Below are 16,500 nucleotides of genomic sequence, written 5' to 3'. Positions count from 1 at the left end.
CATTTTTTTCAAAAATAAAAAAAGAGGCCGTTTTTTTACGACCTCTGTTCGCGAATTATTTTTCTATAATAGATTTGCCTCTTTCTTTAATACATGCACAAGCTCTGTCGCAGGCATGACGCGAATTGCCGAAAAGTTTTGCCCCGTCCACATCGCGAGTAAATCGGCTCGGTCAAGCTCAGCTGCTTTTTTACGTAAAGGCTGTGTGACATAATGCATCTCCGGGAATGCTTGCGGTGCATCAGGATAACGCATCATAAAATCATTGTTCAAACCGCGTGCTAGGCGCCCGGTATAAGCACGCGTATAGGCTGTCGTTGTAAACTTGCCGCTTAATAACGCTTTAATATGCGTTGGATTCGTGCCACTTTCTGGGCAACATAAAAATGCAGTACCAAGCTGTGCTGCATGAGCACCGGCATCTAATACAGCACGAATTCCTGCTCCGTCCATAATCCCACCTGCCGCTACAACAGGGATTTGTACTGCTGCAACAACCTCTTTTACAAGCGCTACTAATGGCTTGGCATCCACCGGGTCGCTGTCATCGAAGGCAGCGCGATGTCCCCCAGCCTCGACACCTTGGACGCACACTTCATCGATACCGAGCGCTTCTGCTTGGCGCGCTTCGTCAATCGATGTCACCGTTTGAACGGTTTTAATACCCGCCTTTTTCATGCGTGTAATGACATCCGCCGTTGGTAAATGAAATGTAAAGCTAACGACGGGTACTTGTTCGTCAATCATCAGCTGCACTTTGGCATGCCAGCTGTCATCTGAAAATCGGTAATCGCCGATTGTTGTTTCAATTAGCTCTGCCTCACTCAAGAGCTGCTCACAATAATGCTCAATAGATGGCGTGCGATTATTAGGCTTTGCTGGTACAAATAAATTTACGCCAAAATAATCGGTCCCAAGCGCGCGTAGTGAATGAATTTCTTCTTTCAATCTTTCAATTGTTTTATAGCCAGCTGCCAAATAGCCAAGTCCGCCCGCTTCTCCTACAGCGTGTGCAAGCGCTGGTGTCGCATTGCCGCCTGCCATTGGTGCTTGAATAATTTCATACATCGATATTCCCCCTGTCATCGGTTGTTATTGTTATCATACTCTATTTTTAGACATGAAAAAAAAGAGGTAGGCTATGCCCGACCTCTTGTGCTTTTAGCGTACACCTAATGCCATTTTTGCGTAACGTGACATATGATCTTTAGACCACGGTGGATTCCATACAATATTGACGTCTACATCTTTTACTTCTGGAAGTTCAAATAGCGCTGTACGAATTTGATCAACGATAACTGGACCTAATGGACAACCCATCGATGTTAATGTCATTGTAATCATCGCTGTACCTTCGTCATTCATATCAACATCATACACTAAACCAAGGTTGACGATGTCGATACCTAGCTCAGGGTCGATGACATTTTCTAATGCGCCTAAAATGCTTTCTTTTAAATCTGCTTCAATTGCCATGAGAATGTTACTCCTCTCTCTATAGTAGATACTTCTATCATACAATTAACGCAAATGCTCTGCAAGCCAATCAACTCCGGCAAGCATGCCACGACGGTTTACTTTATGTCCTTCATTCTTCGCAATATCAAAACGAATCAATTCGGGGTTCGCTTCATATAAAGGTTGGAATTTTTCAACATATGTATCATATGCCAAGTTAAATGGAACCGTTTTGTCTTGTTTGCCATGCCAAAAGTAAATTGGACGATTGTTTAATTTTTCCGGCGTCAAGCTTAAATCAAGTGACGTTAGCGTATTCATTAAATCAGCCAACTCTTGCTCGGTAAGCTGTAAATCAAACCCTTGCGCTTCAATTTGTGCTAATTGCCCTTTTGCTAATGTCACATAAGTAGCCGTCCCCATGTACACAGCAGCTGTTTCAATCCACTCAAAGACGTTCAAGCAGCCAAGCGTTGTAATGCCGCCCATTGACGTACCAGCTAAACCAAAGCGCCCTGTAAAGCCTTTGCGGCGTAATTCTTCATATAAAAATTTTACTTCTTGAATATTCGTTAACACCGTATCCCAAAAACGCAAACTCATTTCAATCGTATTTAATCCTTGTGAGCGCTCACCATGCAAAATCGCATCTGGCATAATGACGCGCATGCCTTGCTGTACTAGATTGTACGCATAATGCAGATTATGTTCCTTTGCACTTTGGAAACCATGAATGAAAAGGACAATTGGCGTCTCAGCAGTTGCATTTTCTTCATCATAAACATGTAATAACGGGATATCTCCCCAATTTTCATTCGCCACTATCATTTTTTTCAGCTCCTATTCATTTCTTATCCTATCAAAAATGACATTTCATGACAAAACTTTGACGCCATTCAAAAGAAAAAGTAAACTTATTGCTGGCAACACTCGTGATTTAATGAGAAAGGGGTAAAAACTTCATGAAGCCTCATTTGATTGTGTTAGACTTAGATGGTACACTTTTGACCGATAATAAAACCATTTCTGAACACACAAAAAAAGCGCTTGCTATGGCACGGGCGCAAGGACACCAAGTCATGATTGCGACTGGGCGACCGTATCGTGCGAGCAAACTGTATTATAATGAATTAGAGTTAATGACACCGATTGTCAATTTCAACGGTGCTTACGTCCATCATCCTCGCGCTGCATCGTTTCACGCAACGCATACACCAATCGAGCTTCCTGCCGTTCATGACATCGTAGAATCACTCGCATCATTCCACCTCGACAATATTTTAGCGGAGGTCAAAGATGACGTGTACATTCAAAATCATGATGCACGTTTGCTCGATATTTTAAGTATGGGCAATCCGATTATTACCGAAGGACCATTAGCACAAACGTTAAAAGCATCGCCGACGAGCATTTTACTGCAAGCGAAAGAAAATGATGTGGCAGTTATTCGACAACATTTGGCCGAGACGAAAGCCGACGTTATCGACCATCGCCGCTGGGGAGACCCGTGGCACGTCATTGAAATCGTTCATCAAGGCATTCATAAAGCAAAGGGCGTAGCGCATGTCTCGCGTGAACTAGGTATTCCGCGCGAGCGCATTATTGCGTTTGGCGATGAGGATAATGATTTAGAAATGATTGATTATGTAGGGCTCGGCGTTGCAATGGGCAATGCGATTCCTCAATTAAAAAACATAGCGAATGAAGTAACTGACAGCAATAATGATGACGGCATTGCTGCACTTTTAGCTGATCGTCTTCAGCTGAAATTATAGGAGGGTTTTTATGAAAATTTTTACCGATAGCGCCTGCGATTTACCAAAGGCATATTATAGCGACCACGATGTCCATTTATTCCCATTACGCGTGGAAGTAGGCGGACAAGAATTTGATGATGTAACCGGTATCGAGCCACTCGAAATTTACACGCAAATTCGTAACGGGAATCGTCCAAAAACATCACAAGTATCTCCTGAAGCATTTTTAGATGCCTTTACTGCACTAGCAAAATCAGGCGAACAAGGGTTGTATATCGCCTTCTCATCTAATTTATCAGGCACGTATTCAACAGCGATGATGATACGTGAACAAGTCCGCGAAGACCACCCGGATTTACAACTTGAGATTATCGACTCAAAATGTGCATCACTTGGCATGGGCCTTGTAGTCGAAGAAGCTGTGCGCTTACGCGATGACAATTTCTCATATGAAGAAGTTGTTAGCCGCACGCGTTTCCAAGCAGAGCATATGGAGCATTTATTTACCGTTGAAGATTTAGATTTCTTAGCGCAAGGTGGCCGCGTCTCAAAAACGAGCGCCTTTATTGGTGGCTTGTTAAGCATCAAACCACTGATGCATATGGATGACGGCAAACTCGTTCCAATCGAAAAAATTCGCGGCCGCAAAAAGGTGTTCAAGCGCATCATTGACGTCATGGCGGAACGCGGCGAAAATTTATCGGATCAAGTCATCGGCATTTCGCACGGCGATGATATCGATGCTGCGAATGATATGAAGCGCATGATTGTTGATGCATTCCATCCAAAAGCGGTTCAAATCGAAATGGTTGGCTCAACGATTGCTGCACATACAGGTCCTGGTGTCATCGCGATTTTCTTCTTAAATCGTCAATTTAATTAAAAAAGAGGCTTTGACAAAACAGTTCCTGTTCCTTTTTTAGCGTTCGCAACAAAAAACCGGAACCGCGCCACCGCGCGATTCCGGTTTTTCTTATGCTCATCTGAGAGGATGTTGTTACACGTCTGTCCCAGCCTCTTTATTTTTATGCTAAGAAGTTTAACGGACCTAATGGTAAATAGCTACCTACTAGGAATGTCAAGATGAATACAACAATTGTCGCAACCAAAAATGCTGTTGCTTTTTGACCTTTGTTGCTTTTTACAAGTGTCATTTCCATTAAACCAATTGTTACGATACCTAACACAAGTTTTACACCGTACATCATGTCGTTAATACCATGATTGCCTAGGAATAAGAATAAACCTGTTAAGATAACTAAAATGTAGAACAGGCGTAAAATCATATGTGTAATTTTACGTCCTTTAGAACCTTTTTGCATCGCATACGTAACAAAGAACAGAATTAATGCAACTACCCATGATGTAATATGCATATGCGTTGTTCCATATAACGCGTCCATCATTGTGATACCCTCCTTAAAAATTTAAATTTGTTCATTATTATCGTATCAAAGCAGTTTTAACTATACAACTAATAAAAACCCCATGAACCAAAGTTTCATGGGGTTTACGAACGAATTGGACAAATTATTCGAAGCGGTTTACTAACGTACCGATACCTTCGATAGACACTTTAACCGTGTCGCCTGCTTTTAAAAATTGTGGTGGATTCATTCCTTTACCCACTCCAGCTGGCGTTCCTGTTAAAATAACATCGCCTGGTTCTAATGTGACAAGGCTTGAAATTTCCACAATTAAATCCTCTACTGTGTGCATCATTTGAGCCGTAGTACCGTTTTGACGTACTTCATCATTTACTTTCGTTACGACTGTTAATTTTTGTGGATCAGGAATTTCATCTTTCGTTACAAGGTATGGACCCATTGGGCAAGAACCATCTAATGATTTTCCTAAGAAATATTGTTTATGTTTATCTTGAATGTTACGCGCTGTAATATCGTTGGCAATCGTGTAACCAAATACATAGTCAAACGCTAAACCTTTCGGAATATTTTTCCCTTTTTTACCGATGACAACAGCTAGTTCACCTTCATAATCAAGTGAATCCGTTACATCTGCGTGAATTGATAATGTTTGTTCATCTGCAGCAATCGCAGTTGGCGCTTTTGTGAATACGACGATATCTTGTGGTGCTTCGCCACCCATTTCTTTCGCATGCTCGCTGTAGTTTTTGCCGACGCAAATAATGTTTTTCGTCGTGCGTGGAATCGGTGCTAACCATTCAATTTCTGTAAATGCACGTTTGAAATCTGCTGGGTTTTCTGATTTTTCTGCAGCTTCTACTAATTTACGTGCTGCCTCAACGAATTCAAAACCAAATGTCATCCCTTCAACGATTGACTTAGCGAATGATGGTAATACTTGTAATTGTTCTTGGATTGCTAGGACGTCCCAAACAGCTTCCTCTTTTTTTACTTTTGGTCCAAAGCTAACAACATCGTTATAGCGAAATGATAAAATTTTCATGAATAGTAGCACTCCTTCTTGTTTTTTCCATCATACATCATTTTTTAAATAATTTCCTCATTTTTATGTGAATTTTCAATAAGTTGTGAATTTCCGCATAATTTATGAAAATTGTTTAATGCTGCGATGAATAATTGCCTGATTAGACGACATAACCTCTCGAAATGTTGCCGTGTAATCATGTTTTTACAATAGTATTCTACAGTACCACTGTTTCAGCAATATCAAACGCATAAATCACTTTTTTCGCAATTTTCATGCCAAGAATGCATTCAATCGCCTCAGTATAAAGGTCTAACTGAATCGCATAACGCTCACGAAGCGCCTGTTGTGGATTGTCCTGGTGTTGTAATCGGTCTGTCTTGTAATCAAGAAGCACCCAGTCGCCTGTTGCTGTTTCAATTAAACAGTCGATAATCCCTTGCACAATTTGCTCATCACCATCTACATCTGCACGGCGATACGTAAATGGCAACTCACGATGTATCGTGCGCGCCGCTGTAAACGCTGCACCAATTGTCGAATTAAAAAACGCTAAAACATTTTTATAATAAATCGTTTTCGCTTCCGCTTCGGTCAATAATTCATTCGCTACTAACGCTTCGACAAATGCCGCGACTTGCGATAGATTGTCAAAGCCAAGCTGCGGTACGTGCTGCATAACCGTATGCATCGCAGTCCCTGCCTCAGCAGCACTCATGCTCTTCTCTTGCATAAAGCGCGGGCGCGTCGCAATGCGCTGTGCCGAAGATGTTGGTTCAGCAAAAATCTCTGGTAATTCTTGCTGCTCCAGCGTTTGCAGTCGTTTTAATTCACTGACAGATGCTTTTGAACGTTTATGCAAACGATTTTTATGTGCGTACGGCGTATCAAAACGTTGCTCGATGCGCTGTAATATCGCCGCATCAATCGGCGTTTCTGGTACATCGACAAGCTCATCATCAACGGTCGCTGCTTGGAATGACGTTGCATCAACAATTTGCACATCAAAGCGCGATGGCTCACCCGGACGCGCAGACAGCATCATGTCGAGTGTTTGTTGATAATCTGCATGGCGCGCTACTGCTGGACCAATCCAATCAAAATAGCTTGACGCAGTGCGACGCAAATACGGCGGCAGTGGCTCATCAAGCGAGAGCTGCTGCATATCATGCCAAGAACTTGCCACCTTATCCCAATTTTTTACGGTGCCTATTAAAAACAGCTTTTCTTTTGCGCGCGTCATGGCCACGTACAAAATCCGCATTTCTTCGGCTTTCATTTCCAATAATTTTTTCTCTTTCACTGCTAAAAATGGTAGCGATGTATATTGCAGTCGTTTTTCAGGGTCAATCATCTTCACCGCTAACCCAAAGTTTTGATCGAATAAATATGGTAAATTGAAATCCATTTTATTAAATGGACGCCCCATACCCGCCGCAAAAACATACGGGAATTCAAGCCCTTTCGATGCATGAATCGTCATAAGACGCACGACATTTTCGGACTGGCTAATCGCTTTCGCCGTCCCTAAATCTTCGCCGCGTAAACGAATGCGGTCGACGAAACGTAAAAAACGGAACAAGCCGCGGAATGCCGTTTTTTCATACGCAATGGCGCGGTCATAAAGCGCGCGCAAGTTTGCTTGACGCTGCTTACCATTCGACATCGCACCAGCCATCTCATAGTAGTTCGTATCCATATACACTTGCCAAATCAGTTCCGCGAGCGAACCGCGACGTGCTAAGTCACGCCAATCATCAAATTGCAGTAAAAAGCGCTGCAATTTTTCAGCAGTTCCCGCATGTAAACCGCTGCGTTCTTGTAGCACAAATGACTTCAACGCATCATAAAATGGCGCTTTTGGCTCGGCTAAACGAATCGCTGCTAGTTCATTTTCGGTCATGCCAACGAACGGTGCGCGTAACACCGATGCTAGTGGAATATCTTGATACGGATTGTCGATAATGCGCAACGTGTTCATCATAATCATCACTTCAAGCTCTTCAAAATAGCCGGCCGATAGTTCTGCATACAACGGAATACCCGCCAATTTAAACTCTTCAACAAAATCATTTGACCATGTCATCGAACGCATTAAAATGACGATATCGCGGTATTCCACGTCGCGCTTCACCGGATTTCCCGCCGCATCTTTTTCATAGGCATCATACACTTGCGCGCCGGTATCGATCAATTGTTTAATTTGCTCGATAATATAACGCGCTTCTAGCTGTGACTTTTTCATTTCTTCTTCCGCTTGAAGCTCTGGTATGTCAAGTTCTTCGTCAAACTCTGGCGTATGCAAGACAGCGAGTGTAATCGGCATATCAAGCTCCGCATACGGCGCTTTTGGCTTCAACGCAGCGGCATCATCGTAATCGATTTCGCCGACTTCTTCACTCATAATTTGTTTGAAAATGTAGTTTGTACCATCTAGCACTTCGCGGCGACTACGGAAATTGGCATTCAAATCGATTTTCATGCCCGTTCCGTCCGCTTGCTCTGTAAAGCGCGCATATTTATCTAAAAACAGCCCTGGTTCGGCTAGTCTAAAGCGATAAACTGAATTGAGTAAGTGCCCAGCGCCTTTCTATATCGCTATAGTAGGTTTCCAAACACTCCTCCCAGAACCGTACGTACACCTCTCGATGTATACGGCTCCCCATTCATCAATCTAGTTTGCCATTATGGAGTTTTACATGACAACTTGCACATAATGCTATTGTTTTTCGTTGCCTTTCAATCATATGTTTTTCCCATAATGCTTTACCTTTAAGGTCTTTAAGCTTACGTACATGGTGCATTTCTAATTTCTCATTACTTCCACACCATTCACATTTTTCCGCTTTTAACCTATCTACAAGGCTTGTTCGAGCTGTGAATATTTCAGTTGTTGGCTGTTTGTCTATATTTGAATTTTGTTTCTTAATCGTTTGATTTTTTACAAATACTTTATCAATGAAATATCCGTATTTGACCCCTTTTTTCGTTTCATATTTAATTCTGAAACGTCCATCTTGTGAAAACCTGTTCCAAATTTTCGATACTTTTGTACGATATTTACTTGCAAACGTTTTTAACATGCTTTGTTCCATGATGTAACAGAATTTGTGCATTACGCTCGCGTTATTTGCCAGTCTATAATAATTGTATAGTCCGCTAATTTCCGCATTGTATTGCATTAAAATTTCAATATCGTCGTTGTGCTGTAATTGGGGTCTAGCTTTTCCTTTCCATTGACCTTCTTTTGTAATTTCTAATACACCAAGTTCTTTCAACTTACCTTCCCATTTTTCTTTCGGTACATATAATTTTATATGCCTATTTTGTCTTGCTTTTATCCCATTATTTTGGGTTACAGTGTAATCTTTACTTCTCTCTGTTGTGATGTCATACCCAAGAAATCTTGCCTTTTTCGTTGTGTTTGTTATTAATGTTTTTTCTTGCGATAAATTTAAATTTAATTCTTCTTTTAAGAATTTTGTTAAATTCATTTTAATTTCTTGTGCATCTTCTTTAGAGCCTATCACACCAATTAAGAAATCGTCTGCATAGCGTGTATAATGCATCCTTTTAAAATTTTTATCCAATTCATCTTTTGAAGGTATACTTTTTAATTTTCTTTTCAGTTCTTTTACTTTTTCAAGATACATTTGTCCTTTTTCTGTTGTCATTCCTACTTGATTCACTCGTTTTTTATAATGTCTTATTAATGCTGCCACATTTATATATTCTTTGCTATGTTTGCGCTTTGTTCCTATTTCGTATCTTTCTTTATATACCTTCATGTATTTATCTAATTCATGAAGATATATATTTGATAAAACAGGACTAATAATTCCACCTTGAGGAGTTCCGCTGTAGCTTTTATGCCATTTCCAATCATCTACAAACCCTGCTTTTAAAAATTTCCAAATCAAATTAATAAATTTTTCATCTTCAATTCTTTTTCTTAGTAGCTTGATTAGTGTATGGTGTTCAATATTATCAAAGAAGCTTTCTATATCTCCTTCAATAAACCACCGTACCCCACTTTGGCGTTTTTGAATTTGCATAATTGCTGTATGACAACTTTTATTTGGTCTGAAACCATGTGATGTATCTTCAAAAGAACCTTCATATATATTTTCTAGTATCATTCTAATTACTTCTTGGACTAATTTATCTTCAAAAGATGGAATTCCTAAAGGTCTTGTTTTTCCATTTTTCTTTGGGATATTTACTCTTCTTACTGGGTTAGGTTGGTAAGATTGGTCTTTTAGTTTTGCGATTAAGTTTTCAATTTTTTCTAGACTCATACCATCAATTGTTTTTTCATCTGTACCTTGCGTCATATTACCTGGTTTCGCATCAATTTTTTGGTAAGCCATGTAATAGAATTCTGCGTTGTATAAATTTCGATACAGTTTTGTATATTTATAATTTTCTTCGCTCGAATGTTTTGCTAGATTGGCTAATACTACTAATGGATTTCTCATAGAGCCTCTCGCTCCTTCCCAATTTTGTATTTCACCCGATGAACTGTTCCCCTTCGCCATGTACTAGGCTTTCCCTAGCTCGGACTACTACGAGAACTCTGTTACCATGCGGGATTTTCAAGAGCCACATTTCTCGCTTTCGCTTGAAATCATCCTCTATAGCTAACATTAGCATTCCCGTTTAGGTAATCCCCATTTAGCATAGTTAGAACTTGGCTGATGCAATGTCGGATGTGACGTTCGTCCTTTATACTCTTATCGAGATTGGTTGGTCAAGACTCGCTTATTACATCTTACACATGAAAAGATGTAATCCTTTTAAATAAAGTTAAACAGTCAAACTTTATTACATGACCACATGTTGTTTCAACTACTCTACAACACGGCTGACGTTAGAACCCCTCGGACTGTCATTCAGGCAGTATAGCTTTCATCCTCGTTTACATATTTCACCTCGATATTCGTCTTCGTCTAAGTAGTTTCGACGGATTATACCTTTAATCACATGCTACTGTCCTCAACGGTGTTTCCCCCGCTAAGTTAGTGATTGGTGACAGAGTGTTAATTGCGAGTTAATCTCTGCGAACTTGCCAAAGTTCGAATTCTAATCTACCCTTATGGGCGCACCTGCTTGACATCGCCAACCATAAATAAATTACCATCTGTCTCGCCACCTGCTTTGACGAGCTGCAAAATCGTTTCCTGTAGGCGATTCGATATGGATAGGTAAGCCTTTGAAGTTATCTCCAGCTTTTCCCCCCATTCACACCGTACGTGAGAGTTTCCACTCATACGGCGTTCCATCATTGTTAACCTATAAAATTAATTCATTATTTTCAGCTTTTATTCTTAAATTATTAAGCGTTTAAGAGTTTTAACTGACACAGTCAATATTATTCACCAACCATTTCTGATTAGTTTTCACATTTCTTTTAGTCATACGAGAACCTGTGTATATAATAAATTATGTTTTTAGTCGTTAACATTGACTAGTGGCTATCCCTCCATCACTTATTATCATGACTTCATAGGTACTGTGCCACCACTTTCACTGACCTTAAATTAAGTTATACTTTCGTTTTCCTTAATACCACTTCTTCGACTGCTACATCTCCATGTGGTCAGCTTACCACGTTCCAACAATCCTATCTTTACATTCATTACTTTTAGGTCGTTCCTCTAGCCCTGTTAGCTTGATGATGCCTGTAACATCATAAGGTATTTCATAAAGACAAATCTTACTCTACCTCACTAACCCAACTTACAGTTGTTAATGTCCTTTCGGACACCTATATCTTTAGAGCCGTACATTCAGAACTTTGTCAGATAGACCTTTTATCGTCTATCATACTAACCATTTGTAATCTTATAGAATCCCAGCCTATCTATCACGAGAGATACCTCTATCCCTTATTCCTTCATTTCTGATTAGGGTGATATTCAGCTGACTTCACCGAGCTTATAACGATTTCTTAGTAGCATAATAATCGCTATTCGGAGTATTAGATTAGGCCTTTCAAGGCGTTACCCTTTCATTCGACCTATCAGATTGTCAGTTCTCCTAACCGAGGGCTAGTGGCTAATCTTTTCAATTAGCAACGTGTCGCACTATCTTGGTACTCATCAACGAGCACTTCTTTAAAGCGTTGTTGATACGTCTTCGCAACATCGGACGCCACAATTTTGCCATCCACTTCTTCCGTTAAAATCGCGAGTGCAAAATGCTCTAAATCTGAGAAATCAACGATGCCTTTTTTATTTTTCGCCGCGCTATAAGCTACGCTAAATTGCTGTGTTAACGCAACGAGTGTTTGGAGAAGTGGATACATATGCTGCATTTCTTCTAATAAACGCGCTGGACTGCGACTGAAAAATTGCTCGGTCGCATCGGCCAACACTTTTTTTGCATCATTGCGTTTTGCTTTCGCGCGCTCTAATAAATGCTCGTCACAGCTTCCTTTTTTCTGCGACTTCAACTTGCCCCATTTAAACGTTGTAAAAAAGCCATATGCCTCTTCCCATGAACGCTCGTTTAAAAAGGCACGCGCTTCATGTAAGAGCACTAAATCGGCCTGTGCTGTCTCCCCGTAGGCATCGGGACCATCTGGTGTATTGGCGAGCGCCCGCACTTCTAAAATAAGCGCAATGGCCTCATCGACGCTATGAACCATCGTCTGACGAATCGATTGTACAAAATCAAGTGCATCAAGCGACGTCACACCGTCCATGTTATAGCGTTCTGGTAACGCATCTAACCACCGGAATGGCTCTGGATTGACGCGTGCCATATCATACAATTTTTCGATGAGTACTTCGATATCTTCGTCATTGCGGTCTGATGTGAACGCATCAACTAAGCGATACATCGCACTTGGGTCACTTACCGCATACGCCGCTTCAAGTACTTCAGCCATCGTGTCGTCTTTTAAAAGCGCCACCTCATTTTCGTTCGCAATGCGAAATCCCGGATCAACGTTTAATAAATAAGCATACTGTCGCACAATCGCTAAACAAAATGAGTGCAACGTCGAAATTTGCGCCTTATTAACGAGCGTCAATTGACGACGTAAATGCTGCGACTCAGGATTTGCTTTAACAGCTTTTTCAAGCGCCGTGGCCATTCGTTGACGCATTTCAGCAGCCGATGCGTTCGTAAAGGTCACGACGAGCAATTCATCGACATTAATAGGCTTTGTCTCATCGATGACCTTTTGAATCAGGCGCTCAATTAATACAGCCGTTTTCCCCGAACCAGCAGCGGCCGACACAAGTGTATCTTGTCCGGTCGCCCATATCGCTTTCCATTGATCATCCGTCCATGTGACGTTTTGCGGTTTAATTGGTAATATCGTCATTTGACGCCGCCTCCTTACGAATTTTTTCGATAACAACTTCTGGTTTGTCGATTGGCAATGCGCGGTATTGCTGATGCGCATCATTAGCGTCAAATTGGCAAACCGATTTATAGGAACAATATTCGCATGGTGTTTTTTGCTTCATGCGGTACGGACTAATCGACGTATCTCCTTGCAAAATACCTTGTCCGGCAACTTTATGTTTTTGGCGTACAAATTTTTGTAAATCGCCCATATCTCGTTCATTAATGACCGAGCTCCAACTAGCCGATGTCGAGCCATCTTTTTTCAAATAGGCTGGAATAATATTCGAACGCCCGCCACTTTCTGCTAAGTTTTCGTCCATTTCAACGAGCACATCACGGTTATCTAGCAGCAACCCTTTCATTTTGAAATCTTTTAACACTTCTTGCTCCTGCACGTCATTGCTCAACAGCGCGTCTGTTTTCAACATCGGATTGTGAACGTGAATGTAGAGGACACCACCCGCTTCTGCATGGAGCGGTAGCCATTCGCTTGAATTCGTCATCGCCACGTCTAAATACGTCAACATTTGTAGTGATATGCCATGATACACGTCGTTTAAATCAAGCTTTTGCGCCGATGACTTATAATCGATGACGCGAATGTACGACTTATTATCAACCTCTGTCGCATCAATGCGGTCAATTCGCCCACGCATTTTTAACTTATGCTCATCATCTAATTGAATGACAAGCGGTGGTAGCGTATCGCCCCGCCCCGGTCCAAATGCCGCCTCAATGGCGATCGGTTTAAAACCTGTCGTGCGCGCATGATTGGCGAGTGACAGCATCGTGCGCTCAACGATTTGCGTCAGCTTACGCATAATGTAACGATAGCGTGCCGTACTTAATAAAATTTTGTGATACAGCATCGGCACAATTTCAGCGACCGCTTCACGTGATAACGCGCGACATTCCGCTACTGAAAGCTCACCCCAACTGCGCTGCATCGCATGTGTTTTTTCAGAAATATATTTCAGCGCCGCATGGAATAAGTCGCCGATTGTTGGCGTTTCTAAGCGATATTCTTTGCGCTCTTCTAAATGCAGACCGTATGTCGTGAAATGTGAGAACGGGCAACTATAATATTTTTCGATGCGCGACACGCTAGAAATAATATCGTTGCCATACAATTCATGCGTATATTGTGGCGTCAGATTTTCGGCGCGGTTATGCGTAATGAGTGGGCGCATTAAACGCTGTAGTACATCGGACCAATACGGGTCATTATCATAATATTGTTTTAACGCAGCCCAAGCTGGCGGCAACGCATCATGGTCATAATATTGCTTGCGTAGTTGAATCATTAAATACGCGAGTGCCGTACGTGGATGCGCAATATAATGCCAATCATCGTCCGTATCAAGCGACTCCTCAGGGCTCATATAAATGTAGCGCTCCTCTAGCTCCGGCACGATATCATGAATTTTTTTCAAATACATCGATGGCAATAAGCCCTTCCCTTCGCTATCGGCCATCGTATAGCTAATAAATAGCTCGGTGGAGGCGACCGTTAACGCGCGGTACGCAATAAAATTCTCTTCTAATAATCGCTCGCGTGACGTCGGCGCAATCTCATTACCGGTGCGTTCAAACCATTCGCGCTCCGCATCAGCGAGTAACCCTTCGCGGTCAATGCGCTGCGGATACACGCCTTCATTCATGCCGATGACAAAGACGGCCTTCATGTTCATTAGCCTTGCGAGATCAGCCGTTACGACCGTTACTTCATCAATCGACGGTGGAATGCGGGAAAATTCGAGCGTATCAAGCCCTTCATCTAAAATCTCAATAAATTGTTCTAGCGTTAGCTCGACATCGCCAAACATTTCAACGAATTGATCTAACACATTCACCCATTCATTCCATGCCTGCTCATGCTCGCTCGAAGCAAGCAGTTTGCCGCGTTCATGTTCATAATCTTTCAGCTCTTGAAGTTTCGCAAAAACGTTTAAGTCGTCGATAAACGTATATAAAATTTCCGCATACGCTCGCCCTGTATGTGCTTGCGCTAAAGCTTCTTGAAGTTTTTGCAGCGGCTCGCGCACAAGGTTGCGCACCGCTTCAATTTCTTGCCCTAGGGCGCGTTCTTCATCGGTTTGTGTCGTCGTAAAAAATTCTAAACCGCGGTATTTTTTATAAACCCAACGCACGTCATCAAACCAACGCTCCCCGTAAATTCCTTGCGCCATCACAAAGTTTTCTAAACGGTCTGCACGCTCACGCCAAATTTTCTTATTGGCATTTAGCGGGAAAAATAAATCCGTTTTGACCGCGCGGAAAATCGGCTCATATTTCCACTCACTTTGAATACTTTCTAAAATGGAACGGCTAAATTCAATTAATGGATGATGCAACATCGGTTTCTTTTGACTAATGAAAAATGGAATATCATATTGCGGAAAAATCGTTGACAGTAGCGGGTCGTATTGCTCGGCCTGACGATAAATAATCGCCATTTCATTGTAGGCAATGCCCTCATGTGACAGCGTGCGAATTTTGCGCGCTACTTCATGAATCTCAGCGTGCGGATTGACGGCTGCCGCAATATCGATATGCGCTGTCGTTTTAACAGCCTCCGGATAATAGTGTTCAAATTGTGATTCAATCGCGCGCAGTGTGTCATTGTCATAGCGCATCGGCTCTGTTAAATGCACATCTGGTTGCACTTCAACGCCATTTGAAAAAGCGACATCTTTTAAGCGACGCGCCGTACTTGCAGGCTCATAAAAAAGCGCCTGCTCATCATCCGCATCAAATTCCTGTTCATACGGCAACGCAATCGTGACGTTTTTTGCCGTTGCGAGCAACTCCTGTACAAGCTCAAACTCCTGTGTTGTAAACGACATAAAGCCATCAATATAAATCGAGGCCTCGCGAATCATATGAGAGTCGACTAATTTTTGCTGTAACAGCGGCAAATAACCTTCACTATCAACATAAGTCGTTCCTAAGCGCTCCTCTACGGCTGCTTGAATAAGTTGAATATCATGCACTTTATCTTGCAACGTGCGCGGTGCTTCGAGCTGATGAAATTCTTGTTGAATTTGCGCTAACTTTTCACCGTTGACGCTATAGCGACTGAATTCTTTTAACAGTTGCTCCATCTCCTCGGTAAAGCCACGTTTATCGGCAGCTTTCGTAAAAAGGCGCAACTGCTCTTTTTGTTCTTCGAGCACACTTTTAAGTAGCATGCGGTAACCAAAACCATTTAATTCTTGGCGGCTAATACCACCCGCTTCTTGTAAAATACGCCATGCTAAACGTTTAAATGATGTCACTTGCACGCGAATTGTCCCGCGTGATTTGCCTGCCATCCACGTTAAATTACGTTCACTTGAAAAGGACATTTGGTCTGGAACAATCATAAATATCGGCGTGCCAAGTGGTTCTTTATTCACTGCATCCATAATTTCACGTTCCATAAAATGCGTTTTCCCAACACCAGCTCGCCCTGAAATAACACGTAATGCCATCTTACTCCCCCTTTTAATTGTCGTTCCCTTTATTATACATC

The 16,500-nt window shown here is 41.8% G+C and carries 10 protein-coding genes and 1 pseudogene; 2 read left to right on the top strand and 9 right to left on the bottom strand.

Going from position 1 to position 16,500, the window contains the following annotated elements; translation table 11 throughout:
- Positions 1 to 63: 63 nt before the first annotated feature.
- The 3 genes from V514_RS0102050 to V514_RS0102040 all read right to left on the bottom strand — a co-directional run bounded on the left by V514_RS0102050 (position 64) and on the right by V514_RS0102040 (position 2,286).
- Positions 64 to 1,086, bottom strand: a complete 1,023-nt coding sequence (locus tag V514_RS0102050; RefSeq protein WP_268744196.1) for an NAD(P)H-dependent flavin oxidoreductase — start codon at positions 1,084 to 1,086, stop codon at positions 64 to 66.
- A gap of 75 nt (positions 1,087 to 1,161) precedes the next feature.
- The gene (locus V514_RS0102045; RefSeq protein ID WP_081714979.1) at positions 1,162 to 1,476 is read right to left on the bottom strand and encodes a metal-sulfur cluster assembly factor; all 315 of its coding nucleotides are present in this window, start codon (positions 1,474 to 1,476) and stop codon (positions 1,162 to 1,164) included.
- Positions 1,477 to 1,521: 45 nt separating this feature from the next.
- Positions 1,522 to 2,286 carry a prolyl oligopeptidase family serine peptidase gene (locus V514_RS0102040; protein WP_029498021.1) on the bottom strand — a complete coding sequence of 255 codons (765 nt, stop codon included), beginning with the start codon at positions 2,284 to 2,286 and terminating at the stop codon, positions 1,522 to 1,524.
- A 134-nt stretch (positions 2,287 to 2,420) separates the two neighbouring features.
- On the opposite strand from V514_RS0102040, the gene V514_RS0102035 reads away from it, so the two are divergent.
- Positions 2,421 to 3,233 (top strand): Cof-type HAD-IIB family hydrolase, encoded by an 813-nt coding sequence (locus tag V514_RS0102035; RefSeq protein ID WP_029498019.1) that lies wholly within the window; start codon positions 2,421 to 2,423, stop codon positions 3,231 to 3,233.
- Between the two features lie 10 nt (positions 3,234 to 3,243).
- A complete protein-coding gene (locus tag V514_RS0102030; RefSeq protein WP_029498018.1) occupies positions 3,244 to 4,098 on the top strand; it encodes a DegV family protein in 855 nt (284 codons plus the stop codon).
- 142 nt (positions 4,099 to 4,240) lie between these two features.
- Here the strand turns inward: V514_RS0102030 and V514_RS0102025 are convergent, their stop codons facing one another.
- The 6 genes and pseudogenes from V514_RS0102025 to addB all read right to left on the bottom strand — a co-directional run bounded on the left by V514_RS0102025 (position 4,241) and on the right by addB (position 16,459).
- A complete protein-coding gene (locus V514_RS0102025; RefSeq protein ID WP_200864010.1) occupies positions 4,241 to 4,621 on the bottom strand; it encodes a YisL family protein in 381 nt (126 codons plus the stop codon).
- A gap of 124 nt (positions 4,622 to 4,745) precedes the next feature.
- A complete protein-coding gene (locus V514_RS0102020; RefSeq protein ID WP_029498015.1) occupies positions 4,746 to 5,645 on the bottom strand; it encodes a fumarylacetoacetate hydrolase family protein in 900 nt (299 codons plus the stop codon).
- Between the two features lie 199 nt (positions 5,646 to 5,844).
- Positions 5,845 to 8,208 (bottom strand): annotated as a pseudogene (gene addA / locus V514_RS0102015) (helicase-exonuclease AddAB subunit AddA); the annotation flags it as partial.
- 88 nt (positions 8,209 to 8,296) lie between these two features.
- Positions 8,297 to 10,105: a reverse transcriptase/maturase family protein gene (locus tag V514_RS0102010; RefSeq protein ID WP_029498012.1), complete on the bottom strand. Its 1,809-nt coding sequence runs from the start codon at positions 10,103 to 10,105 to the stop codon at positions 8,297 to 8,299.
- 1,592 nt (positions 10,106 to 11,697) lie between these two features.
- Positions 11,698 to 12,960, bottom strand: coding sequence for a UvrD-helicase domain-containing protein (locus tag V514_RS0101995; RefSeq protein ID WP_029498011.1), 1,263 nt, complete (start codon positions 12,958 to 12,960; stop codon positions 11,698 to 11,700).
- Positions 12,941 to 16,459 carry a helicase-exonuclease AddAB subunit AddB gene (addB, locus tag V514_RS0101990; RefSeq protein ID WP_029498010.1) on the bottom strand — a complete coding sequence of 1,173 codons (3,519 nt, stop codon included), beginning with the start codon at positions 16,457 to 16,459 and terminating at the stop codon, positions 12,941 to 12,943. Before addB ends, V514_RS0101995 begins: the two co-directional genes overlap by 20 nt.
- Positions 16,460 to 16,500 lie beyond the last annotated feature (41 nt).

The sequence above is a fragment of the Kurthia huakuii LAM0618 genome (assembly GCF_000505545.1).
Taxonomy (GTDB): Bacteria; Bacillota; Bacilli; order Bacillales_A; family Planococcaceae; genus Kurthia; species Kurthia huakuii.
Note: the sequence above shows the minus strand (reverse complement) of the source record. Positions and strands in the feature narration are given on the sequence as shown.